This is a genomic window from Micromonospora sp. NPDC005806 (genome assembly GCF_042871425.1).
Lineage (GTDB): Bacteria > Actinomycetota > Actinomycetes > Mycobacteriales > Micromonosporaceae > Micromonospora.
In genome coordinates this window covers 112,859-136,827 of sequence record NZ_JBIAIL010000012.1, presented here as the reverse complement: position 1 = coordinate 136,827, position 23,969 = coordinate 112,859, and the positions used below count along the sequence as shown (strand labels likewise).

Here is a 23,969-nt window from a genome sequence, read left to right as displayed (position 1 = left end):
AGCGCAGGGCCGCCCGTTCTGCATCAAGGGGAGAGGTCCCCGCTGGCGTGACGTGGCGGTGTCACTCCGCTCCGCTCGGGTAGTCCGTGCCATGGAGGGCGGACGGATCGCGGAGCACGGCTTCCTGGCCGATGGTCGCAGCGCGGTGCTGGTGGACCGCGCCGGGTCGGTGAACTGGTGGTGTCCTGCGCGGTTCGACGCTCCGTCGGTGTTCGCCAGCCTGCTCGACGGTGACGCCGGGCACTGGGTGATCCGCCCCGAGGGCAGGTTCAGCACGGAACGTGCCTATCTGACCGATACGCTCGTGCTTCGTACCGTCTTCACCACCGCGACCGGCAGCGTGGCGGTGACCGACGCGCTGGCCCTGGAACCGGGGGCGCGGGGCCATGAGGTCGGTCTGCACTCGCCGAGGGTGCTGGCCCGGGTGGTGCGGGGACTCTCCGGCGAGGTCGCGCTGCGGTTGCACTACCGGCCCCGGTTCGAGTACGGCCGGATGGTCCCCCAGTTGGTGCGGCAGGACGATGCGTTGGTCGCCACTGCCGCGTCGGCCCGGCTGGACCTGCGCGCGACCATCCCACTGGAGTGCGAGGTCGGGGAGGCGTTCGGGTCGTTCACGGTACGGGCCGGCGAGACGCGGCACTTCACCCTGGGGTACGCGCCGGCTTACGATGCCGGCCCGCCGGCGGTGCTCGACGCCGAACAGGTGATCGACAACGCCGTCGTGGGCTGGCGCTCCTGGATGGTCCAGCACGACTACCGTGGCCTCTACCGGGAGCAGGTGCGACGCAGCGCGCTGGTGGTGCAGGGCATGACCTACCGGCCCAGTGGTGCGGTGGTGGCCGCCCCGACGATGTCCCTGCCCGAGGCGTTGGGCGGCGAACGCAACTACGACTACCGCTACGCCTGGGTACGCGACTTCAGCTTCACCCTGGAGGCGCTCTGGCGCGTGACCTGCACCGACGAGCTCAACCTGCACGTCGGGTGGTTGACCCGCTCGATGGGCATGAACGAGGGCATAGTGCCGATCATGTACGGGGTGGAGGGGGAACGGGACCTCACCGAACACCACCTCGAGCACCTGGCCGGCTTCGCCGGCAGCCGTCCGGTACTGGTGGGCAACGACGCCTGGCGACAGCGGCAGAACGACGTGCACGGTGAGCCGCTCGCCGCCGCCTGGCTGATGCGGGAGCACCTCGACCCGATGCCGCCGGACATCGGCCAACTGCTGCGCGGGATGACCGAGCGGGCCGCGCGGGACTGGCACCTGCCGGACGCCGGGATGTGGGAGGCACGCGACGCCGAACGCCACTACGTGTCATCGAAGGTGCAATGCTGGACGGCGTTGGACCGAGCCGTCCGCTTCGGGTCCCAGCTTGGCTCCGAGGCGGACGTCGCCAGGTGGGCAGCGGCACGGGACGAGGTGCGACGAGCCGTGCTGACCCGGGGCTGGAGCGACCGGCTGATGGCCTTCACCGCGGCGTTCGACACCGATGAGCTCGATGCGTCGGTGCTGCTGATGCCATTGGTCGGCTTCCTTCCCGCCGACGACCCGAGAATGCGTTCCACCATCCGGATGATCGAGGAGAGGTTGTCCCACGACGGCCTGCTGCGCCGCTGGGAGGGCGACCCCGCCGGCTTCGTGATCTGCTCCTTCTGGCTGGTCAGCTGCTTGGCGCTCGCCGGCGAGCGCGACCGGGCCGGGCAGCTTTTCGAGCGGCTCGCCGACCGGGTCAACGACCTCGGCCTGTTCGCCGAGCAGATTGACCCGGACAGCGGCGAAGCCCTGGGCAACTTTCCGCAGGCGTTCTCGCACATCGGCCTCATCAACGCCGCCGGGGACCTCACCGACCTGGACGCCGGGCGCCACCACCTTCCGCCGGCACCAGAGCGACTCATCCCCGCTCACCAGCAGGCCTGACCGCCGATCAGCGAGCGCCGACGGACCGGTACCAGGTCTTCTCCGTACCCGCCAGGCTGAACGTCTCCTTGCTGTCCGGCTGCGGCACCACCACCAGGCCCGGCCGGTCCACCAGCCGGGACGTTCCCGGGGGCGCGGCGAACGAGGCGTCCCGGTTGGTGCGCCAGCTCAGCACCGCCACGGGCTGGCCCGGCACCGGCAGGTGGTACGCCTGGAGGGTGGTGGACCGGTCGGCGGGGGAGAGCACCGGGGTCCCGCCGTCGGCCGGGCGGTAGACCACCGCGGTCATGGTGTCGGTGGCGCTCTCCCAGGTCAGCTGCTCCAGGTCACCCGGCTCGGCGCCGCCCAGCGCCACCTCGCCCAGCGACCGTACGGCGATCTTCGCCATCGGCCAGGACTCGGGCGCCGAGCGGGGCGCGTCCCGGTCGCCGATCCGGCGCGGGATGCTGCCGAATGGCCCCTCCTCCCCGGCGAGGAGGCAGGTGTCCAGGCCGGCCAGGGCCCGGTTGCCCGAGCCCGTCTCGTCGCGGACCAGGGGGTACCGAGGGTCGGCGGTGCCGGTACCCAGGTCGAGGACGCGGTCCGCGGCCCGGCCGCGCGGCAGCGACCGGGTGGCGCGCAGCGTCGCGGTCAGCTCCACCGCCCGGCAGGCCGGCACGGCGAGCGGCCCGGTGAGGCCGTCCGTGCTGGGCAGCTCGCGGCCGTCCGGGCCGAGCAGTCGCTGCACCCGGGCCGAGAGGAGGTAGCGGCGGCCGTCGCTCACCTGGACCGGCAGCACGTCGGAATAGACCAGGTAGCCGGGGTCGGTGTACTCGGTGGCGTGGTCGACCCGCCAGCGGTCGCCGTCGCGGCCGAGTTGCAGCAGCCAGGCGGCGCTCTCGCCGGGCACGTCGGCGGCGACCAGGGCCAGGGGCGCCCCGTCGACCGCGCCGGAGAAGAGGATCCCGGACGACGGCAGGTGCACCCGGTCGTCGACCGGGGAGCGCCAGTCCCGGACCGCCCTGGTGATCGCGGCGGTCGTGGCGGCGTCTTCGGCCAGGCTGCCGCGGGGCGGCCAGACGGTCAGCGGCCCGTCCAGGCTGTCGTAGCCGACCCGCAGGTCCGCCGGCTGCCGCCCGGCGACGGGCCCGCAGCCCGTCACGGCGAGCAGCAGGGCCAGCAGTGCGGTGGCCGTCGTGCCGCGTCGGCGGACTGAAGCCACCTGTACGCCCCCGATCGCGTCTCCGGTCGTGTTCGGAAGCCACATGGTACGAGACGTCCGACCGCCCGACCTCGCCCGCCTCACCCCAATCGCTCCGGCCACAGAGGACAGCGGTGCGCGCTTCGTGCTCATTTTCCGGCTCCGGTAGACTCCGCCGACTGTGACGCCTGCCGAGCCCCGTGGCGATTCGCCGCCGGACGCCGACGCCCCGACGGGCTCCGCCTCCGTCACTCTCGCCGACCCGCTGGACGCCTCCGCCGCGACCGCCGATGACCGGTCGGTCACCCACCGTCGCTGGCGCTGGACGGCCCAGCCGCGGCCGTGGCGCTGGACGCCCGGGCGGCAGGACCTCGCCGTGAACGGCGTCTTCCTGGTCGCCGCGCTCTGGGTGACCTGCCGGATCTGGGCCGATCCCGCCGGCCGGGTGGCCCCCCTCTACAGCGGCGACCCCGCCCAGGTGCAGTTCTTCCTCGCCCACTCGGTACGCGTGGTGCTGCACGGCGAGTTCCCGTTCTACACCGACCAGTTCAACTATCCGGACGGGGTCAACCTGATGGCGAACACCGCCATCCTGGCCCTCGGCATCCCGATGGTGCCGGTGACCCTCCTCTTCGGACCGGCGGTGTCCTTCGTCACGCTGGTGACCCTCGGCCTCGCCGGCACGGCCGCCGCCTGGTACCGGGTGCTCTCCCGGCACGTCGTCCGGACCCGGCTGGCCGCCGCCGTCGGCGCCTGGTTCTGCGGGTTCTCGCCGGCAATGCTCGCGCACGCCAACTGGCACCCCAACATCATCTCGCAGTTCCTCCTGCCGTTCATCGTCTGGCGGGTGCTGGTGCTGACCCGCTCCACCCGACCGGTCCGCGACGGCGCGCTGCTCGCCCTGCTGGTCACCGTGCAGGCGTTCATCAACGAGGAGATCCTGCTCTTCACCGCCCTGGCCTGCGGCGTGTTCCTGGCCGCCGTGGTCACCCAGCGACGGGCGCTCTGGGCCGCCGCGTGGTGTCCGCTCGGCACCGGGCTGGTGGTCTGCGCGGTGCTGGCCGGGGCGCTGCTGGCCTACCCGCTGTACGTCCAGTTCGTCGGGCCGATGGCCTATCACGGGCTCAGCGACACGGTCCGGGACTACGGCAACGACGTCGCCTCGTTCTTCGCCCCCGGCTCGCCGACCCTCGGCGGCAACGAGCGGGCCAACGTCAACCTCGCCCCGAACTACTCGGAGGAGAACGCCTTCTTCGGCTGGAGCCTGTCCCTGCTGACCGTCGGCATCGTGGTCTGGCTGCGGCGGGAGGTGCTGGTCCGGGCGCTCGCGGTGACCGGGGTGGTCTTCGCGGTGCTCTCCCTCGGCGAGCGGGTGTCCTGGTGGGACCGGGACCTGTTCACCGGGCCGTGGGAGCTGCTGGTCCGGCTGCCGCTGCTCGACGCCGTGGTGCCCACCCGGTTCGGCCTGATCACCACCGTGGTCGTCGGGGTGCTGCTGGCGTTCGCCGTCGAGCGGGCCGCGTCGCTGCGGGTTCCCGACCGGCGGACGGTGCGCACGCTGACTGTCGCCGGCCTGGTGCTGGCGCTGCTGCCGATCGCGCCGATGCCGTTGCAGGTCACCAGCCGGCCGCCGGTGCCGAAGTTCATCACCGCCGACCGGTGGCGGCAGTACGTCGGCCCGGACCAGACGCTGGTGGCGGTGCCCGTGCCGAGCATGGGCAACACCGACCCGATGCGCTGGGCGGCCAGCACCGACCTGGCCTTCAAGATTCCCGGCGGCTACTTCCTCGCCCCGCGCAACGGGGTCACCGGCGACCCGGGCCGGTTCGGCGGGCGGCCCAGCGGCATCGGTGACCTGCTGGAGGAGGTCGCCGCCACCGGGCGTACGCCGAAGCTGGACGACCGGCAGCGCCGCCGCTTCCTCGACGAGCTGCGGCACTGGCGGGCCGCCATCGTCGTGCTGCCGCTGGACGAGCCGAACGCCGAGCCGCTGCGGCGGACCGTCGAGCAGCTCGTCGGCCCCGCCCGCCAGGAGCTGGATGTGTGGTTGTGGGACGTCCGGACACTGACCAGCCGGTCGGCCTGACCGGGGCGGTGCCGGCCGGCGGGGGACCGGACCCGGCGGTCGACGGCGTCCCGGCCCGGCGGACCCGACGCCGGTGGCCGCGCCCGGTCGACGCGCTCGTGGTGGCCGGCTACCTCGGCCTGGCCGTGTTGCTCACCGCCGGCCAGTGGGGTCGCCCCGACCGGCTGTTCCACCAGGCCGGCGACCAGATGCTCTTCGAGTGGATGCTGGCGCGTGCGGCCCGGGCGGTGGCCGGCGGGGAGAACCCGCTGTACGGCACCGCCCTGAACGCGCCGGACGGGGTCAACCTGATGGCCAACACCTCGGTGCTCGGGCTGGGTGTGCCGCTCACCCCGGTAACCCTGCTCGGCGGCTCCCAGGTGACCTTCCTGGTTGCCGTGGTCGGCTGCCTCGCCGGCACCGCCACCACCTGGTACGCGCTGCTGGCCCGCCGCCTCGTCCGGTCCCGGGCCGCCGCGGCGGTCGGCGGGTTGTTCTGCGGCTTCGCCCCCGGCATGGTGTCCCAGGCCGGGGCGCACCTGCACATGGCCGCCCAGTTCCTCGTCCCGGTGATCCTCGCCCTGGTGTTCCGGCCCGACGCCGACCGGGTCCGCCGGGACGGGGTGCTGCTCGGGCTGGCCATCGCGTACCAGGTCTTCCTCGGCGAGGAGGTGCTGGTCTTCCTCGCCCTCGCCGCCGGGGTGTTCGCCGGGGCGTACGCGCTGGCCGACCGGTCGGCGGCCCGCCGGCTGGCGCCCGTGGTGGCGCGCCGGATCGGGATCGGCGCGCTGGTCGCGGGGGTGCTGCTGGCGTATCCGCTGTGGTTCCAGTTCCGCGGCCCGGGCCACTACACCGGGATGCCCTTCTTCGCGCGGGGCTACCGGCTCGACGTGGCCTCGTTCACCGCCGCCGCCCGGCAGAGCGTCGCTGGGGACGACTACCACGCGGGGCTGCTGTCGCCCAACCCGACCGAACAGAACTCCTTCTTCGGGCCGTTCCTGCCGCTGCTCGCCGTGCTGGTGGTGGTCCGGCTCCGGCGGCGGCCGCTGGTCCGGGCGCTGGCGGCCTGCGGGCTGCTGTTCGCCCTGCTCTCCCTCGGCACCACCGTCGTGGTGAACCGGCACGACACCGGGCTGCCCGGGCCGTACCGGCTGCTCGCCGGCGTGCCGCTGCTCGACCTGGTGGTGCCGGCCCGGTTCGCGCTGGTCTGCGTGCCGGTGCTCGGGGTGCTGCTGGCCCTCGCCCTGGACCGGGTACGCCTCCGGTCCGCCCGGACCTGGGTGCCGTGGGTCGGTGCGGTCGCCGCCGCGCTGCTGCCGCTGGTCCCGACGCCGATCCGGACCGTGCCGGCGATGCCGGTGCCGGCCTTCGTCACCGGCGGCGACTGGCGGGCGTACGTGCCGCCCGGGCGAACCGTGGTGCCGGTGCTCCCGATCACCGGGGCGGGGGTGAGCCCGGCCACCTTCTGGTCGGCGCGCACCGGGCTGGCCTTCGACGCCCCGGGCGGCTACTTCATCGGCCCCCGGACCGCGGACGACCCGACCGCGCGCTGGGGCGCGCCGGACCGCCCCACCTCGCTGCTGCTGCGCCGAGCCGCCGAGACCGGCCAGGTGCCGCCGGTCGGCGAGGCGGAACGCCGGCAGGCGGTCGAGGACCTGCGGCACTGGCGGGCGGCGGTGCTGGTGCAGGCCGCCTCGTCCCCGGGCGACCCGGTCCGCGCCACGATCGACGCGCTGGTCGGCCCCGGCCGGGACGTGGCCGGCGCGCACGTCTGGGACGTCCACCGCCTGGTCAGCTGACGGCGCCCGCAGGTGTCAAGCGGGGGCCGGCCCTGCGCTACCGGAAACGTTGAGACGGGGCCCTTCCTCAGCCGCGGTCGCGGACGTCCCAGAGCCAGACGTCGTCGACCCGCTGCGGCGGGCCGATCAGCTGGGTCATCAACTCGCGCAGCACCCCCTCGCGCGGGTTCGCGCCGAGCACCACCACCGACGCCTTCCAGAAGCGCAGGTCCTCGAGCGCCTGGCGGCGGTTCTCCTCGGTGATCGCCGGGACCTTGTCGGCGTCCATGGTGGAGTAGATCAGCGTGCTGGTCGGCCGGTTCGGCGCGCCGAACACGCCCTCGCCGTTCTCGTTCGGCCCGATGAAGTAGCCGCCGGGGATCGGGAACTCCTGCCCGGTCAGCGCGCTCCAGCGCAGCGTGGGCAGGCCGTGCACGTTGCTCGGGATGGGCACCGGCACCAGGGTCCGTCCGGCCGGGACGTACGGCCGCCAGCCGCCCGCGGTGATGAAGTGCGGCGGCGGGTCGATCTGCTGGGCCGGCAGCGGCCGGGGCAGGAGCGGCAGCAGGGCGGCCACGATTGCCGCGTACCCGATACCGCGCAGCCAGCGGCGGCGCCGGGCGGGCGACGGCGCCGGGGTGGTCGCCCCGTCGGACGCCGCGCGCGGGGCCGGCACCGGTGGGCGGTTGCCCCCGGCGAGGGCGTTCCAGGCCAGCGCGAGGAGCACGCCGACCGCGCCCGTCACCACCAGGGTCAGCCGGGTCGGCATCATCATCTCGACCAGCGGCAGGTTGTCCGGCACGTACGCCCAGGGACCGTCGATGGTGGTCTCCACCCCGTCGAAGCGCACCTTCGGGCCGATCGCCGCGACGGAGAAGACCACCACCAGCACGGCCGCGATCCGGGCCGGCAGCGAGCGGCGCACCAGCAGCACCAGGGCGATCAGCGCGACCAGCACCAGCGGCCAGCCGTACCAGGTGTTCTGCTCGGTCATCCCGATGGTCTTCTCCACCGCCTCGTCACCGGCGACGGTGTCCCGGGCGAAGGTGACGAAGGCCATCAGGTCCTCGCCCCAGCTGTGGAAGACGCCGCCCTGCAGGCCGCGGTAGGACTGCGGTCCGTTGAACTGGAACCAGATCGGGTACGCGGCCAGCAGCAGGGCCAGGCCGCCACCGACGCCGACGGCGGCGAGGAAGGTGCCGGCCCTCGACCACGCCGCACGCGGCCGCTGCACGGCGTACGCGACCACGACGACCAGGCAGGCCAACGCGGTGAGCAGCAGCATCTCCTCGTTGATGAAGATCTGGTACGCGACCAGCAGGCCCAGCGCGACCCCGTTGCGCAGCCAGCGGCCCGGCTCGCCCAGCCGCAGCACCCGGACCACGATGAGCGGGAGCACGAAGTTGGAGACGAAGTTCGGCTGCCCGTTGGCGTGGTGCACGATGCCCGGGGCGAAGCCGAGGAACGCGCCGCCGACGAAGGCCGCCGCGCGCGAGCGCACCAGATGCCGGGAGAGCATCCAGTACGACGTGGCCGCCGTCGCCGACAGGGCCGCACCGAGGTAGAACGCGTACATCACCTGCGGGCCGAGCAGCATGGTGAGCGGCGCCAGCGGCAGGGTCACCCCGAGCAGCGAGGTGTTCGCCATCATGTTCACCCCGTCGGGGGCGTTCTGGCGGGCGGTGAAGAGCGGGTTCTCCAGGTGACGGAGCGAGTAGGCGCCGTGCTCGAAGAGCCACTCGAACCAGCTGTGGTCGGTCGGCAGGTGCGAGGAGACCCGGTGCTGCACATCGCCCCAGTAGTTGAGGCAGACGAGGACACCGAGCAACGCATAGGCTGCGATCGCCAGCACGTCGGCACGGGTCGGCCGGCGTCGGGGCCGGCGCGGCGTGTCGGCCGCGACGGGTTCGACCGCGACGGACGACGGGTTCAACGAGGGGTCTACCACCGGCACAGCCACGACGGGCCATCGTACAGGCGGCGCGGCGTGGGCCCGGCCGGCCGGTGGGCGCGGTCGGGTCCGCCGGGCGGCGGCGCGGGGAGGGGTGGTCGTGACGGTCATCGATCTGGGCGAGTGCCGCGGCGACACCACGCCCGATCCGCCGGCCCGGCGCCGCCTGGCCGGCGGTCGCCCGTACCGGTCCCTGGCGGTGCTGGTGGTGGCGTTGGTCACCCTGGCAGGCGCGGCACCCGCGTCCGGGCGCGTCGTGGCCACCGTGCCGGGCGGCCGTGCCGACGCCGCGTTCGTCTCCGGCGACCGGGTGTACGTGGTGCAGGGGCCGGATCCGCAGCGCGGCGTGGGCCGGCAGCTCGTCGCGTACCGGGTGAACCCCGGACCGCCGCGGTCGCTCTGGCGGACGCTGCTGCCGGGGGACGGCGTCGCCAGCGCGGTGTGGGAGCAGGGCGGCACGGTGCTGCTCGTCGGGCGGACGGCCAACGACCCCGGGTGGGAGACAGTGGCCTTCGACGCCGGCACCGGACGGGTCGGCTGGCGACAGCCCGGGGTGGCCTTTCCGGCCGGTGATGCCCTGGTGGTGCAGCAGTTCGACGACCGGGAGCCGACCCGGCGCGTCGAGGTGGCCACCGGCCGGACACTGTGGTCGGGGCCGCCCCTGGACGAGCTGCAGATGAGCTTCGGGCCGGCGGGGGTCGACCGCCTGGTCGTGGTGCCCGCCTCGGGTCCGGCCGAGGTCTTCGACGCCGGCACCGGCGTCCGGCTGGCCGCCCGCGACCTGCGCCCCGGCGAGCTGCCTGCCCGACCGCGGATCCTGCTCACGGCGGGACTGCTGTTGCTGGTCCGGGACGCCGGCGGGACCGTGGCCGGATACGACCTGGACACCCTGGACCGGCGCTGGACCGTCTCGATGCCGCTGGTCGGCCGTGCCGAGGCCTGCGGCCGCCTGCTCTGCGCGTCCCGGCAGACCGACGGCATGTGGGCCGTCGACCCGGCCAACGGCGCGATCCGCTGGACCGACGACCGGTGGGCGGGCGCCCTGGCAGCCGGCGGCGGCCGGCTCCTGGTCGCCGCCAACCCCCCCGGCACCGAGCTGGCGGTGGTGGAGGAGGCCACCGGCCGGCTGGTCACCGAGCTCGGCGACTGGGAGCTCGTCCCGCAGGACGAGACGGACGGCCGGGTGATCGGCATCCGGCGCGGCGGCGACGGCCGGCTGCTCGTCGCCGAGCTGGACCCGGCGGCCGGCCAGGCCCGGGTGCGGGACGCCCTGTCCGGTGCCGTCGGGGACTGCCGGGTCGGCGCGGCGGTGCTGGTCTGCCGCCGGGTCGACGGCAGCTTCGGGGTGTGGCCGATGGGACGAGCCACGTGATCGAGCTGGGGGAGATGCCGCACGACGAGAAGGCCGAGCCGCTCCCCGGGCCACGCCGGCCCCCGGGCCCCACGGTCCGGGTGGCGGCGCTCTGCGGCGCGGCGCTGCTGACCCTGGCCGGCGCGGCGCCGGTGGCGCACCGGCCGCCCGGCGTACCGGTGCCCGCGCCGCAGGGCGCCAGCTTCGCGATCGTGGCCGGCCGGCTGGTGGTCGCCGACGGACCGGGCACGGTCGGCCGGGATGGCCGGGTGGTCACCGGTCACCGGCTGCCCGGCGGGGAGTCGCTGTGGCAGTTCGTCCTCCCGGCCGGCGACCACGTACTGGGGCTGAGCAGTGTGGCCGACGTGCTGCTGGTCACCACCAGCCCGGCCGGGGCCGGCGACACCATCTCCACCGCCCTGGACCCGGCGTCCGGCACGGTGCGCTGGCGGCAGGCCGGTTATCCGGTGCCGACCGAGTCGGGCGGGGTGCTCTTCGAGATGCCCCGCGCCGACGGCACGGGCACGATCCGGTCGGTCGACCTGGCGTCCGGGGCGGCCCGCTGGTCGCTGCCGCTGCCCGGCAACGGGGTGGCCTACCGGCGCGGGGACCGGGGCGTGACGGAGATCGTGCTGGTCAGCGCCGACGGACGGGTGGCGGTGCACGACGCCGGCTCCGGCACGCTGCGGCACGCCGGCCGGGTGCCGCCGGCCGCCGACCGGGTGTCGTACCGGTTCACCCAGGTGGTGGCCGACCTCCTGCTGGTGGACGGCGGGCCGGGCGTGGTCACGGCGTACGGCCTGGACCGGTTGGACCGCCGCTGGACCGTTCCGGTGCCGCTGCGCAGCGCCGCCTGGTTCACCGACTGTGCCGGCGTGCTCTGCCTGCACGACGAGTCGGGCGGGGCACGCACCTTCGACCCGGCCACCGGGCGTCAGCTCTGGACCGACGACCGCTGGCTCGGGGTGACCCCGGTCGACGACCGGCTGCTCGCCGCCGCCCCGGCGATCGGGCTGGAGATGGAGCTGGCCACCCTCGACCCGCGCACGGGCCGCGTCCTCGCCCGGTTCGGCCGGTGGCGGCTCGGCGGCGCCGATCGGTCCGCTCCCCGGCAGCTGGGGCTCCGGCGGCTCCCCGACGACCGTACGCTCGTCGTCGCGCTGGACCTCCCGGCCGGGCAGGTCCGGTTCCGGGCGGTGCTCCCCGGCTCCGGGGACGACTGCATGGACGCCGGCACGGCGCTGGTCTGCCTGCGTCCATCCGGCGGGATGGTGCTGTGGCCGGTGGAGGGGTGAGTCACCAGTTGGCCTGGGCGGGCGGCGTGGGCAGCGGCACCGACTCCGGCCGCACCACGTACGCGATGCCGCCGCTGCCGCCCTGCCAGGCCGCCTCGAACGGCACCCGGGGCACGGTCCGGCGCACCGCCTCGTCGTCCGGGGCGTACGGGTCGTTGAGCACCGGGTCGCCGTCGGCGGTGAAGCCGGCCAGCACGATCAGGTGGCCCCGGGTGTCGTAGTCCAGCCCGGGTACCTGTCCTCGGGTGAAGGCCGCCGACACGATCAGCGGGATGCCGGCGGCGACGAACCGTTCCGCCTCGGCGAGGCCGCGCAGCCGGGTGACGAAGGCGTCCACCCCGTGCCGTCCCGCGTACGCGATGTTGAACGCCCAGTTCCCGGCCCCCGCGTACGCGTGGTCGTAGCAGTGCCGGGCGGCGTGCACCACGACCGGGCGGTGGCCCGGCGGAGCCACCCAGGCGTACCGGTCGGGGGTGGGGCCGGCGCCCCAGAAGTCCAGCACCATCGAGACGCAGGTGGGGCTGCACCAGGAGTCCCCGCCGCCGCCCCAGCGGGTCTCCCCGCCGGCGTGCAGTCGCTGCGAGTACCGGGGCACGTCGAGCACCCGCCCCCCAGGGGCGGTCGTCCCGTCCGGGCCGCACGCCGCGGCCACCGCGTCGGTGCCGGGGACCTGACCGACCTCCCCGCCGGCCTTCGGGGCCGCCGCGTCACCCGAGGCGACCGGCGAGCCGGCGGAGGCGACCGCGCCGACCGTCCGCAGCACCGGGCCCGCCGCCTGGCCGGCTCGACGGCACAGCGTGACCCGGACCTGCCAGCCGGTCACCCCGGCTCCTGGGAGGCACAGGGTGTCGACCGCCACCCGGGCGTCGTCGTCGGCCTGCCCCGGCACCGAGCTGCGGTGGACGGTCGTCTCGTCGGCGGCCCAGTGGCCCAGGTCGTACCAGGCGGTCGCCGGCTCGCCCGCGGCGCAGCCGCGCAGCTCGACCCGGAGCCAGCAGCCTGCCGGGGTGTCCGCGGTCCACGACGGCACGATCTCGTCGGCGTCGAAGCCGACCGGCACCACCGGGGAGGTCCAGCTGGCCAGGTCGTACCCGGCGGTGAAACCGCTCTGCGGATCGGTGTGGTCGCACCGGCCGGCCGGCGCGCTGAACACCACTCCGTCCGGGCCGGCGACCACCCCGTCGGCCTCGCCGAGGCCCAGGTCCGCCGGGAAGTGGAAACGGCGGTGGACGATGTCCCGGGCGGGGTCGACAGCGGGCATGACGGCTCCGTCGGCTCGGGCCCGGGCCGGCGGCCGGGCGGACGTTGCTGGCTGCCGGGGAGCATCGCGCACCCGAAGGTTTTTTGCAACGACGGCGAGCGACGCTGGTTTGGCGGCCGGCACTAGGTTGTCGGGAGGTCACGAGGCGGGAGGCCGGGGATGCGGGTACTGGTGGTGGAGGACGAGCGGAACCTCGCCGACGCGATCGCGCGGGGGCTGCGCAAGCGCGGCATGGCCGTGGACGTCGCCTACGACGGCGACGCCGGGCACGAGGCGGCGTTCGTCACCCGGTACGACGTGGTGATCCTCGACCGGGACCTGCCCGGCGTGCCCGGCGACCGGATCTGCGCCGACCTGGCCGCCTCCGGCACCCTGACCCGGGTGCTGATGCTGACCGCCAGCGGCACGGTCGCCGACCGGGTGGAGGGGCTGCAGCTCGGCGCCGACGACTACCTGCCCAAGCCGTTCGCCTTCGACGAGCTGGTGGCCCGGGTGCAGGCGCTCGGCCGGCGGGCCACCCCGGCCGCCCCACCGGTATTGGGGGTCGCCGACCTGGTGCTCGACCCGGCCCGCCGGGTGGTCACCCGCGGCGGCGCGCCGGTCGACCTGACCAACAAGGAGTTCGGCGTACTGGCCGAACTGCTTAAGGCGCGCGGCGCGGTGGTCTCCAGCGAGGAACTGCTGGAGCGGGTCTGGGACGCGAACACCGACCCGTTCACCACGATCGTCCGGGTCACCGTCATGACGCTGCGCAAGAAGCTCGGCGACCCGCCGCTGATCGAGACGGTGGTCGGCGCCGGCTACCGGATGGCCGAGGTGCACGCGTGAGCGGAATTCGGCTGCGGCCCACCCTGCGGCTGCGGCTCACCCTGCTCAACGGGGTACTGCTGGTGGGCGCCGGGGCGATCCTGGTGCTGCTGGCCTGGCTGCTGGTCCGGGACGCGCTGCGCCCCACCGACGAGCTGCTGCCCGGTACGACGGTGGTGCTCGCCGACGGCCGTTCCCTCGACGCCGGGCAGTGGCAGCGGCAACTGGTCGACGCCGCCTCGCGGGAGCTGCTGCTCAAAGGCCTGGTGGCGCTGCTGGCGATCAGCGTGGTCGGGGTCGCCGGGGCGTACGCGGTGGCCGGCCGGGCGCTGCGCCCGCTGCACCAGGTCACCAACACCGCCCGGCGGCTCGGTGAGGCCACGCTGGACCAGCGGATCGGCTGGTCCGGCGCGGATGACGAGGTGGCCGAGCTGGCCAAGACCTTCGACGCGATGCTGGACCGGATCGCTGCCGCCTTCGAGGCGCAGAAGCGCTTCGTCGCCAACGCCTCGCACGAGCTGCGTACCCCGCTGGCGGTGATGCGGACCGAGATCGACGTGACGCTCAGCGACGACGAGGCGGACATCGCGGAGTACCGCCGGATGGCCACCGTGGTGCGCGACGCCTCGGAGCGGGCCAACGGGCTGGTCGACGCCCTGCTGGTGCTGGCCCGCAGCGAGGCGCAGGCCGGGCGGCGACTGGCCCGGCGGGCGGAGTCCGACCTCGCGGTCGGCACCTCGAACGCGCTGTCGGCGATGGCCCGGGAGGTGGAACGGATCGGCCTGAAGGTGCACACCTCGCTGCGTCCGGCACCGGTGGTCGGCGACCCGGGCCTGCTCGACCGGCTGGCCGGCAACCTGGTCGAGAATGCGGTCCGCTACAACCACCTGCACGGTCGGCTCTGGGTGCGGACCGGCACCGACGGGCGGCGGTCCTGGCTGGTGGTGGGGAACACCGGCTTCGAGGTGGCCCAGGCCGACGTGCCGGGGCTGTTCGAACCCTTCCGCCGCGGCGGCCAGGAGCGGACCGGGGCCCGGGGCTCCGGCCTGGGGCTCTCCATCGTCCGGGCGGTCTGCGACGCGCACGGCGGCACGGTCAAGGTGGTCGCGCAGCCGGGCGGCGGCCTCGAGGTGACCGTCACCCTGCCGTCCGCCGATGCCCCGGCCGCCACCTGAGCGCGCCGGTCTTGCGTGGAACGCGGGCCGGCTGACATGATCAGCCGGTCAGCCCGAGCTCGGGAAGGGGGTGCGGTCGATGTCCACCATGAACAGTCCCGCGCCCCGCACCGGCCACCGCTGACCTTCTGAACCTCCGCGGGGCGCACTCCGATCAGGAGGAAGCACCGTGAGTGCACAGATCCACTGCGTCACCGTCGAGACCGACGACCCGTACGCCCTGGCGAGCTGGTGGGCGCGGGTGCTCGACCGGAAGCTGCACGACGACGACCACCCCGGCGACCCGGAGGCGGTGCTGGTGGCGCCCGACGGCCACGGCCCCGACCTGCTCTTCGTCGAGGTCGGGGAGCGGCACGGCAAGGGCGCGTTCCACCTCGACGTGCATGCCGCCGAGGGAACCCGGGACGCCGAGGTCGAGCGGTTGCTCGGGCTCGGCGCGGCGCTGGTCGCCGACCGGCGGCGGCCGGACGGCACCGGCTGGGTGGTGCTCGCCGACCCCGAGGGCAACGAGTTCTGCGTCTGTCGCAGCCCGGCGGAGCGGGCCGCTTCGGCCTGACCCGAACGGGAACGGGCCCCCGCCGCACGGCGGGGGCCCGTTCCCCGGGCTCGCGGAAGGGTCAGCCCTTCTGCTCGATCTGGCCGCGCATGGTGACGAACTCCTTCTGGAGGTCGGCGGCGGACTTGAAGTACAGGACGATCACGCCGAGGCTGCCCCGGTCGGCCCAGACGCAGACCCCGACCGGCAGGCTGTCGGCCTTGCCGTCGCCGCATTTGGCCTCGCCGCCCAGCGGGCCGGCGTCCGCGGTCTTGAAGCTGGTCACCCCGAGCTCGGTGGAGAGGCCGGCGGTGGCGTCCGCCATCTCCTTCTTCGGGTCGGCGATCAGGCCGGACACGCCGCCGATCATGACCAGGTCCTGCTTCTCCGGGTTGCCGTAGAAGGCGCCGACGGTGCTGGTCGCGTCCGGCACGTCCTTCTTCATCTCCGAGATCATCTGCTCGGCGGCCGTCTGGAGCTGCGGGTCGGTCACCTTCGGCCGGCCGGCGAGGGTGTCGGGGGCCGTCATCCGGGTCTTGGTGGCGTCGACGACCTCGGTCACCTTGTCCTTGGTGGCGAAGTAGAGCGCGGTGCCACCGCCGACGCAGAGGACCACCACGACGGCCAGGACGATCAGCAGGATCTTGCCGACGCTGGACTTCTTCTTCGGCGGCACGGCGGGGGCGCCGTAGCCGGGCTGGCCGGCCTCCGCGCCGAACGGCTGGCCGGGCTGCGCGGCCGACGGGTAGCCACCCTGCTGCGGGCCGGGCTGCTGCGGCGGCTGGAAGCCACCGGGCTGCTGCTGCGGCGGCGGGTAGGAACCGGGGTAGGGATTGGACGGCGGCTGGGACATTTGGCAGCTCCTGTGAAAAATCGGGACGCGTGATGTTAGCGAGCCCTACCGACACCGTGTCACCCGCCGAGGTCGACGTGACGAAACCGGAACCGGGTCGTGACCAGGGCGGCCACTCCGTGGCGCGTTCGCGAGCGGCGGGTGGCCGGGCGGTGACGCACCGGCGACGTCCCCCGGCCGTGCCCCGGGGTCGGAAACGGCGATCGCGGTGACCGGGCCGTCCGGGAGGGACGGCCGGCCACCGCGATCGCGGGGAGCGGCGGCGGACCAGGCCGCCAGCCGAGGAGCTGGAGCTGTTACCGCAGGCTGGCGACCCCGCGGGGCAGGAACCGCTGGCCGGTGACCCGCTCGGAGGCGCCGGTCCGGTCCAGGTACGGCGTGACGCCACCCAGGTGGAACGGCCAACCGGCGCCGAGGATCATGCAGAGGTCGATGTCCTGCGCCTCGGCGACGACACCCTCGTCGAGCATGAGCCGGATCTCCTGCGCCAGCGCGTCCAGCGCGTTCTGGCGCACCTGCTCGGCGGTGAGCGGCTGATCGCCGACCACGAGCAGCTTGGCGACCTCCTCGTTGACCTGGTCGTCGACCACGATCGGTTGGCCGGAGTCGGCGATCCGCTTGAGGTTCTCGCTGACCCCGAACCGGTCCGGGAAGGCGGCGTGCAGGATGCCGCCCACGTGGTACGCCACGGCCGGCCCGACCAGCTGGAGCAGGGCGATCGGGCGCATCGGCAGACCCAGCGGGTCCAGCGCGCTGTTCGCCACGTCCAGCGGGGTGCCCTGGTCGACGGCCGCGAAGACCGTGCCGAGGAACCGGGTGAGCAGCCGGTTGACCACGAACGCTGGGGCGTCCTTGACCAGCACCGAGGACTTCTTGAGCTGCTTGCCCACGGCGAAGGCGGTGGCGAGGCTGGCGTCGTCGGTCCGCTCGCCCCGGACGATCTCCAGCAGCGGCATCATCGCCACCGGGTTGAAGAAGTGGAAGCCGACCACCCGCTCCGGGTGCTCCAGGTCCGCGGCCATCTCGGTCACGGAGAGGCTGGAGGTGTTGGTGGCGAGCACCGCCTCCGGCTTGACGATCTTCTCAAGCTCGGCCCAGACCTGCTTCTTGACGTTCAGGTCCTCGAAGACCGCCTCGATGACGAAGTCACAGTCAGCGAACGAAGTGAGCTGGCCCGGCATCGACGCGGCGAAGGCCTCAGCCTTCGGCGCGCCGCTGACCAGGCCGTACAGCTTGGCAGCGGTGCCCTTGTCCATCCGGCCCTTGCTGACCGACTTCTCGATCTGGGTGTACACGTAGCCGACGCCCTTGTCCACCCGGGCCTGGTCCAGGTCGGTCAGGACGACCGGCACCTGGAGGCGGCGGGCGAACAGCAGGGCGAGCTGGCTGGCCATCAGGCCGGCGCCGACGATGCCCACCTTGGTGACCGGCCGGGCCAGGCCCTTGTCCGGCGCGCCGGCCGGCCGCTTGGCCCGCCGCTGCACCAGGTCGAAGGCGTACAGGCCGCTGCGCAGCTCCTCGGAGAAGACCAGGTCGGCCAGGGCCTCGTCCTCGGCGGCGGTGCCGGTGGCGAAGTCGGCGTCCTTGGCGGTCTCCAGCAGGTCCAGCGCCTTGTACGCGGCCGGGACCGCGCCGTGCAGCCGCTGGTCGAGGGTCTGTCGGGCGAAGTAGAGCACGCCCGCCCACATGTCCTTGTCGACCTCGGGGCGGGTCACGGCGACCTCGCCCTTGACCACGCCGGCGGCCCACTCCAGGGACCGCTCCAGGAAGTCGGCCGGCTCCAGCAGCACGTCGGCGATGCCCATCTCCGCCGCCTGCTTCGGCTTGAGCATCCTGTTCTGCATCAGCGGGTTCTGCAGGATCACCTGGGTCGCGGCGGGGATGCCGATCAGGTTCGGCAGCAGTTGGGTGCCGCCCCAGCCGGGTACCAGGCCGAGCGAGACCTCGGGCAGCGCCAGGGCCGCCGCGCCCGCCGACAGGGCGCGGTAGTGGCAGTGCAGGGCCAGCTCCAGGCCACCACCCATCGCCGCGCCGTTGACGAAGGCGAAGGTCGGGATCCCGCTGTCCTTGAGCCGGGCGAAGACCCGGTGGCCGAGCCGGCCGATCTCCAGCGCCTGCTCGCGGTTCTCCAGCGCCGGCAGGCTGGTGATGTCCGCGCCGACGCAGAAGATGTACGGCTTGCCGGTGACCGCGATGAACGCCGGGTTCGCCGCCAGGGCGGCGGTGATCGCCTCGTCCAGGCTGGTCAGGCCGCCCGGGCCGAAGCTGTTCGGCTTGGTGTGGTCGAAGCCGTTGTCCAGGGTGATGAGGGCGGCGGGACGGTCCAGCCCCGGCACGGCCACCTGGCGCAGCAGCGCCTTGGTGACGACCTCGTTCGGTGCGGCGAGGCTCACTTGTCTCCACCCTCCCAGTTCGGGTTCTCCCAGATCACGGTGCCGCCCATGCCGATGCCGATGCACATGGCGGTGAGGCCGTAGCGGACCTCGGGGTGCTCGGCGAAGTGCCGGGCGAGCTGGGTCATCAGCCGTACGCCCGAGGAGGCGAGCGGGTGACCGATGGCGATCGCGCCGCCCCACGGGTTGACCCGCGGGTCGTCGTCGGCGATGCCGAAGTGGTCGAGGAAGGCGAGCACCTGCACGGCGAACGCCTCGTTCAGCTCGAACAGGCCGATGTCGTCGATGGTCAGGCCGGCGATGCGCAGCGCCTTCTCGGTCGACGGGATCGGGCCGACGCCCATCACCTCGGGCTCGACGCCGACGAAGCCGTACGACACCAGCCGCATGCCGATCGGCAGGCCCAGCTCGCGGGCGGTCTCCTCGGCCACCAGCAGGGCGGCGGTGGCGCCGTCGTTCAGGCCGGCCGCGTTGCCCGCGGTGACCTTGCCGTGCGGGCGGAACGGCGTCTTCAGGGTGGCCAGCTTCTCCATCGAGGTCTCCCGGGGAGCCTCGTCCACCGTGGCCAGGCCCCAGCCGGTCTCCGGGTCGCGGACGGCCACCGGCACCAGATCGCCCTGCAGCTTGCCGTTGGCGTACGCCTTGGCGGTCTTCTGCTGGGAGGCGAGCGCGAACGCGTCGGTGCGCTCCTTGGTGATCTGCGGGACCCGGTCGTGCAGGTTCTCCGCGGTGGCGCCCATGACCAGGGCGGACGGGTCGACCAGCTTCTCCGCGATGATCCGCGGGTTGGGGTCGACGCCCTCGCCCATCGGGTGACGGCCCATGTGCTCGACGCCGCCGGCGATGGCCACGTCGTACGCCCCCATGGCGATGCCGCCGGCGACGGTGGTGACGGCGGTCATCGCGCCGGCGCACATCCGGTCGATGGCGAAGCCCGGCACCGTCTTCGGCAGGCCGGCCAGCAGGGCGGCGGTGCGGCCGATGGTCAGGCCCTGGTCGCCGATCTGGGTGGTCGCCGCGATGGCGACCTCCTCGACCCGCTCCGGCGGCAGCTGCGGGTTGCGCCGCATCAGCTCGCGGATGCAGCGGATCACCAGGTCGTCGGCGCGGGTGTTGGCGTACATGCCACCCGCTTTGCCGAACGGGGTGCGGACGCCGTCGACGAAGACGACATCCCGAACTTCACGGGGCACTTGGAGCCTCCTTTTCGGCCATTCGGCCTCCGCACCGGCAGGCGGCGCTACGGACCGGATGAAGGCCGCCGGCACGGGCGTTTCCCCCGGATGCTACTCGCCAGTAACCAATAGCGGCACCGCCCCCCGTGTGGCCCACCCCACACTCCGCCCGACCGTCGACGCCCGGTTCGGCGTCAGGCGGTGGGGCCGGCCAGGGCGTGGGTGAGCGCGGGCAGGAGGAGGGTGATCTGCCACTCGCGGGCACCGAAGCCGCGCAGGGTCTCCGCCACCGTGGCGTCGGTGATCTCCTCGGGTGGCTGCCAGGCGAGACGGCGGACGTAGTCCGGCGCGATCAGGTTCTCCGGCGGGAGGGTGTGCGCGGCGGCCGTGCCGACCACCACCTCCCGGCAGCGGGCCAGCCGACCGGCGGCCACCGGGTCCCGCTCCGCCCACCGGTGCGGCGGGGGCGGACCCTCGACGACCGGGTTCACCGGCAGCGCGTCGTCGGGGAGCAGCCGGGCGTCGTCCAGGGCCGCCAGCCAGGTACGGGCCAGCCGGCGCACCGAGCGACCGCCGAATCCGGGCAGGGTGAGCAGGGTCTTCTCGTCCTTCGGGTCCAGCTCGGCGGCGGCCACGATGGCCGAGTCCGGCAGCACCCGCCCCGGGGCGGCGTCCCGCCGCGCGGCGATCTGGTCGCGGGCGTACCAGAGCGAGCGCACCCGCGCCTGCGCCCGCGGGCCCCGCACCCGGTGGATGCCGGAGGTGCGCCGCCACGGCTCGGCCCGGACCCGGGGCGGCCGGGCGCCGTTGCGCACCAGCCCGGCGAACTCCTCGGCGGCCCAGTCCGACTTGCCCTGCCGGAGCAGCTCCTCGTCGAGGGCGTCCCGCAGATCCACCAGCATCTCCACGTCCAGCGCCGCGTACGTCAACCAGGAGTCCGGCAGCGGCCGGCTGGACCAGTCCGCCGCCGAGTGGTGCTTCTCCAGGGTGTAGCCGAGGATCTGCTCGGTCAGCGCGGCCAGGCCGACCCGTTCGAAGCCGGCCAACCGGGCGGCCAGCTCGGTGTCGAAGAGCCGGCGCGGACGCAGCCCGAGCTCGGCGAGGCAGGCGAGGTCCTGGCTGGCGGCGTGCAGCACCCACTCGGCCTCGGCGATCACCGCGTCCAGGGCGGTGAGGTCGGGCAGCGGCAGCGGGTCGATCAACGCCGTGCCGGAGCCGGTCCGGCGGAGCTGCACCAGGTAGGCGCGCTGGCTGTAGCGGTAGCCCGAGGCGCGTTCGGCGTCCAGGGCCACCGGGCCGGTGCCCGCCGCGAAACGGGCCACGACGTCGTCGAGCCCGCTCGGCGTGGCCACCGGCGCGGGAGTGCCCTCGCGCGGGGCGGTCAACGGGACGGGCCCGCCGGCGGTGGGTTCGATCCCCGCGTCCGCCGGCTCCGGCACGGCCGAGGACGGGTGCGGCGGGGCCTCTCCCGTACGGCTTACGGCGGGCCGACGGCGCAGGGGTGGTTCGTCGGTCACCTGACAACCCTAGTGCGCCGGGACTTTCGGCGTGCGCAGCCGGTCGGGCGCGTGTCGGCGCGATGGCCGACAGGTGTCGTGGCAGGGTCGTCTTGCGTCGATGGCAGGGTCGGACAACGGGGGAGACAAACCCCGTTCGCGCAGGTACGGTCCTTCGGGCCGCGCCGGGTCCGAGGGCCCGCGGGTGGCGTCGCGACGGGGTGGGCACGGGGGAGGACGAAAGATCATGACGGCGGGGGACGGAACCGGTGACCGGGCGCCGGGGCAGAACGCCGACGAGACGGCCGACCAGGGGCGTCCCGAGCGCCCGATGACCGATCGGCCGGGGCCCCTGCCGCCGCGCATGGCCCCACCGTCCGGGGCCGGCCATCCCACGGTTCCCGGCCAGCCCACCGGCTTTCCCGCCGCGCCCGGCGCCGGCGTCCCGGCCGCCCCGGGCACCTTCCCGGCCGTGCCGGGCCCCGCCACCGCTCCGTCCGCGCCCGGTGCCTTCGGCGCCGCGCCCGGCGCCGGCGGTCCGCCGGCCTCCGAGCAGGCCGGCGCCGGCCCGGGCCAGCCGGCCGTCCCGGCGCCCCGCGCCACCTGGTCCCCGACGCCGAACAGCGGCCAGTGGGGCGGCCCGACCGGCACCCCCGCCGCCCCGCGTCCGCAGGGCGGCTGGCCGCCCGCCCCGCTCGGGGCCGCCGGGCAGCCGACCGGCGTCGTCCCGCCCCCGGCGCAGCCGGCGGGCGCGGAGCCGACGATCCCGGGCCGCGCCCCGGTCCAGCCCCCCGCCGCACCCGCCCACCCCGGGCAGCCGGCCTCCGGTCCCAGCTACCCGGGGCAGCCCACGTCCGGTCCCGCCTACCCGGGGCAAGCGACCTCCGGTCCCGTCCATCCGGGGCAGCCGGACTTCGGGACCGGCCACGCCGGCCTGTCCGGGCCGGGCCACCTCGGGCAGTCCGGGTCGGCCTACGCCCTGTCCGGGCAGCCCACCGCCGGACCCGCCCTGCCCGGGCAGCCCGCGGCGGCCTACCCCGGCGGGACGACCGACGCGCCGGGCCGGCGGCGCTGGGTGCCGGTGGTGGCGCTGACCCTCGCCGGGGTGCTGGCCCTGGTCGCGGGCGTGCAGGCGTACCAGATCCACCGGCTGGACGACCGGCTCGCCGCCACCGACCGGCGGCTCGCCGAGGCCCAGGGCGCGGACGGCAGCCGGTTGGACGGCCTGGAGAACCGGGCGGACGCCCTGGAGAAGCAGGCCGGCGCCGCGTTCAACCCGGAGGCCGTGGCGAGCGCGGTGCTGCCCAGCGTGTTCCGGGTCCGCGCCGGCCAGTTCACCGGCACCGCCTTCGCGATCGGCAAGCCGCCGGCCGGGGGCGGCACCACGCTGCTGACCAACTTCCACGTGGTGGAGTCGGTCTTCGCCGGCGGCGGCCGCAAGGTCTTCCTGGAGCGGTCCGACCAGCGCTTCGACGCCACCATCATCCGGGTCGACAAGGACAAGGACCTCGCCCAGCTGCGTACCACGGCCCGGTTCAAGGGGCTGGTGGCGGCCGCGACGCCGGTCAAGTCGGGGCAGCAGATCGTCGTGGTCGGCGCCCCGTTGGGCCTGCAGGACACGGTGACCACCGGCGTGGTGAGCGCCTTCCGGAAGGACGACGGCGGCTCCGGCCCGGTCATCCAGTTCGACGCGCCGATCAACCCCGGCAACTCCGGCGGACCGGTGATCAACGGGTCCAAGGAGGTCGTCGGCATCGCCACCGCCAAGGCCCGGGACGCCGAGGGCATCGGCCTCGCGGTGCCCATCAAGACCGCCTGCGACACGTTCACCCTCTGCTGACCGGCACCGCCGCCGGTCGCCCTTGACCGCAACGCGCACTGTCGAGGTGTGGCCCCGACCACGCCGATTCGCCACCCCGGCCCTTCGCGGCCAACCACGGGGGACCAGAACCTGGAGGAAGAGACATGTCCCAGCCACCGACCGGAGCGGAGGGCTACCCGCCCCAACCGCCGGGCGGCACCGTGTACGGCAGCCCGTACGGCGGCCAGCCCGCGCCCCAGCAGTACGGCCCGGCCCAGCCCGAGCCCACCCTGCCCCAGCAGCCCGTTCCACCGGCGTCGGCCCCGCCGGTCCCCGGCCAGTACGTGCCGGGCGCCGCCCCGGTCTCCGCGCCGGGCTACCCGCAGCCGATGTCGGCCCCGCCGATGTCCGCCCCGCCGGTCTCCGGCCCCGGGTTCGGTCCGCTGCCGATGTCCGCCCCACCCGGCCCGGGTGTCCCGCCGTACGGGGCGCCTGCGGCGGGCGCCGGCAAGGGGCGCGCCACGCTGGTCCTCGCCCTGGTCGCCGGGCTGCTCTTCGTCCTCGGCGGCGTGATGACCGGCCTCTACGTCACCACCAACGGCAAGCTGCACCGGACCGAGCAGAAGGTCAGCCAGCGGGACGGCACGATCGCGGCCAACCAGCAGGAGATCGACAAGCTGAAGGTCGACCTCCAGACGGTCCGGGACAAGCTGGCCGACACCGAGCAGGACCTGACCGGCACCAAGAACGACCGGGACGAGCAGGCCCGGCAGAAGAAGGTCATCGCCACCTGCCTCGACAAGCTGACCACCGCCATCGCCGCGGCGTCGACCGGCAACAAGGCAGCCTTCGACAAGGCCAACAAGGGCCTGGACAAGGTGTGCGACGAGGCCGAGAACTACCTCTGAGCCAGCTCGGCGCGGGCCGCTCCGGTC

At 74.5% G+C, this 23,969-nt stretch carries 17 protein-coding genes; 10 read left to right on the top strand and 7 right to left on the bottom strand.

The window, feature by feature from the left end:
• Window positions 1–91: 91 nt before the first annotated feature.
• The gene (locus ACFYOS_RS15570; RefSeq protein ID WP_387140948.1) at window positions 92–1,918 is read left to right on the top strand and encodes a glycoside hydrolase family 15 protein; all 1,827 of its coding nucleotides are present in this window, start codon (window positions 92–94) and stop codon (window positions 1,916–1,918) included.
• Between the two features lie 7 nt (window positions 1,919–1,925).
• Here the strand turns inward: ACFYOS_RS15570 and ACFYOS_RS15565 are convergent, their stop codons facing one another.
• Entirely contained in the window at window positions 1,926–3,119 is a 1,194-nt protein-coding gene (locus ACFYOS_RS15565) for a hypothetical protein (protein ID WP_387140945.1), read from the bottom strand.
• A 160-nt stretch (window positions 3,120–3,279) separates the two neighbouring features.
• On the opposite strand from ACFYOS_RS15565, the gene ACFYOS_RS15560 reads away from it, so the two are divergent.
• Both ACFYOS_RS15560 and ACFYOS_RS15555 read left to right on the top strand, forming a co-directional pair.
• On the top strand, window positions 3,280–5,184 hold the full coding sequence (locus ACFYOS_RS15560; RefSeq protein ID WP_387140942.1) for a hypothetical protein: 1,905 nt from the start codon (window positions 3,280–3,282) through the stop codon (window positions 5,182–5,184).
• Window positions 5,142–6,962 carry a hypothetical protein gene (locus ACFYOS_RS15555; protein WP_387140939.1) on the top strand — a complete coding sequence of 607 codons (1,821 nt, stop codon included), beginning with the start codon at window positions 5,142–5,144 and terminating at the stop codon, window positions 6,960–6,962. The genes ACFYOS_RS15560 and ACFYOS_RS15555 overlap by 43 nt, the downstream gene beginning before the upstream one ends.
• Window positions 6,963–7,029: 67 nt before the next feature.
• Here ACFYOS_RS15555 and ACFYOS_RS15550 read toward each other — a convergent pair whose 3' ends face one another.
• The gene (locus ACFYOS_RS15550; protein WP_387141089.1) at window positions 7,030–8,889 is read right to left on the bottom strand and encodes a hypothetical protein; all 1,860 of its coding nucleotides are present in this window, start codon (window positions 8,887–8,889) and stop codon (window positions 7,030–7,032) included.
• Window positions 8,890–8,992: 103 nt separating this feature from the next.
• Here ACFYOS_RS15550 and ACFYOS_RS15545 point away from each other — a divergent pair, with 103 nt between their 5' ends.
• Both ACFYOS_RS15545 and ACFYOS_RS15540 read left to right on the top strand, forming a co-directional pair.
• Window positions 8,993–10,264 (top strand): hypothetical protein, encoded by a 1,272-nt coding sequence (locus tag ACFYOS_RS15545; RefSeq protein WP_387140936.1) that lies wholly within the window; start codon window positions 8,993–8,995, stop codon window positions 10,262–10,264.
• Window positions 10,240–11,538, top strand: coding sequence for a PQQ-binding-like beta-propeller repeat protein (locus ACFYOS_RS15540; protein WP_387140933.1), 1,299 nt, complete (start codon window positions 10,240–10,242; stop codon window positions 11,536–11,538). Before ACFYOS_RS15545 ends, ACFYOS_RS15540 begins: the two co-directional genes overlap by 25 nt.
• 1 nt (window position 11,539) lies before the next feature.
• Here ACFYOS_RS15540 and ACFYOS_RS15535 read toward each other — a convergent pair whose 3' ends face one another.
• On the bottom strand, window positions 11,540–12,799 hold the full coding sequence (locus tag ACFYOS_RS15535) for a peptidase C39 family protein (RefSeq protein ID WP_387140930.1): 1,260 nt from the start codon (window positions 12,797–12,799) through the stop codon (window positions 11,540–11,542).
• A 159-nt stretch (window positions 12,800–12,958) separates the two neighbouring features.
• Here ACFYOS_RS15535 and ACFYOS_RS15530 point away from each other — a divergent pair, with 159 nt between their 5' ends.
• The 3 genes from ACFYOS_RS15530 to ACFYOS_RS15520 all read left to right on the top strand — a co-directional run bounded on the left by ACFYOS_RS15530 (window position 12,959) and on the right by ACFYOS_RS15520 (window position 15,337).
• Window positions 12,959–13,627, top strand: a complete 669-nt coding sequence (locus tag ACFYOS_RS15530; RefSeq protein WP_387140927.1) for a response regulator transcription factor — start codon at window positions 12,959–12,961, stop codon at window positions 13,625–13,627.
• The gene (locus tag ACFYOS_RS15525) at window positions 13,624–14,781 is read left to right on the top strand and encodes a sensor histidine kinase (RefSeq protein WP_387140925.1); all 1,158 of its coding nucleotides are present in this window, start codon (window positions 13,624–13,626) and stop codon (window positions 14,779–14,781) included. Before ACFYOS_RS15530 ends, ACFYOS_RS15525 begins: the two co-directional genes overlap by 4 nt.
• A 169-nt stretch (window positions 14,782–14,950) precedes the next feature.
• Window positions 14,951–15,337 (top strand): VOC family protein, encoded by a 387-nt coding sequence (locus ACFYOS_RS15520; protein WP_387140922.1) that lies wholly within the window; start codon window positions 14,951–14,953, stop codon window positions 15,335–15,337.
• A gap of 61 nt (window positions 15,338–15,398) precedes the next feature.
• Here ACFYOS_RS15520 and ACFYOS_RS15515 read toward each other — a convergent pair whose 3' ends face one another.
• The 4 genes from ACFYOS_RS15515 to ACFYOS_RS15500 form a co-directional block, all read right to left on the bottom strand.
• A complete protein-coding gene (locus ACFYOS_RS15515; protein ID WP_387140919.1) occupies window positions 15,399–16,169 on the bottom strand; it encodes a hypothetical protein in 771 nt (256 codons plus the stop codon).
• Window positions 16,170–16,465: 296 nt separating this feature from the next.
• Complete coding sequence (locus tag ACFYOS_RS15510) at window positions 16,466–18,562, bottom strand: 3-hydroxyacyl-CoA dehydrogenase NAD-binding domain-containing protein (RefSeq protein WP_387140916.1); 2,097 nt, start codon at window positions 18,560–18,562, stop codon at window positions 16,466–16,468.
• Window positions 18,559–19,755, bottom strand: coding sequence for a thiolase family protein (locus tag ACFYOS_RS15505; RefSeq protein ID WP_387140913.1), 1,197 nt, complete (start codon window positions 19,753–19,755; stop codon window positions 18,559–18,561). The genes ACFYOS_RS15510 and ACFYOS_RS15505 overlap by 4 nt, the downstream gene beginning before the upstream one ends.
• A gap of 176 nt (window positions 19,756–19,931) precedes the next feature.
• Complete coding sequence (locus tag ACFYOS_RS15500) at window positions 19,932–21,254, bottom strand: ribonuclease D (protein ID WP_387140909.1); 1,323 nt, start codon at window positions 21,252–21,254, stop codon at window positions 19,932–19,934.
• Between the two features lie 226 nt (window positions 21,255–21,480).
• Here ACFYOS_RS15500 and ACFYOS_RS15495 point away from each other — a divergent pair, with 226 nt between their 5' ends.
• Both ACFYOS_RS15495 and ACFYOS_RS15490 read left to right on the top strand, forming a co-directional pair.
• Window positions 21,481–23,073, top strand: coding sequence for a trypsin-like peptidase domain-containing protein (locus tag ACFYOS_RS15495; RefSeq protein WP_387140907.1), 1,593 nt, complete (start codon window positions 21,481–21,483; stop codon window positions 23,071–23,073).
• 125 nt (window positions 23,074–23,198) lie between these two features.
• Complete coding sequence (locus ACFYOS_RS15490) at window positions 23,199–23,942, top strand: hypothetical protein (protein WP_387140904.1); 744 nt, start codon at window positions 23,199–23,201, stop codon at window positions 23,940–23,942.
• Window positions 23,943–23,969: the final 27 nt, after the last annotated feature.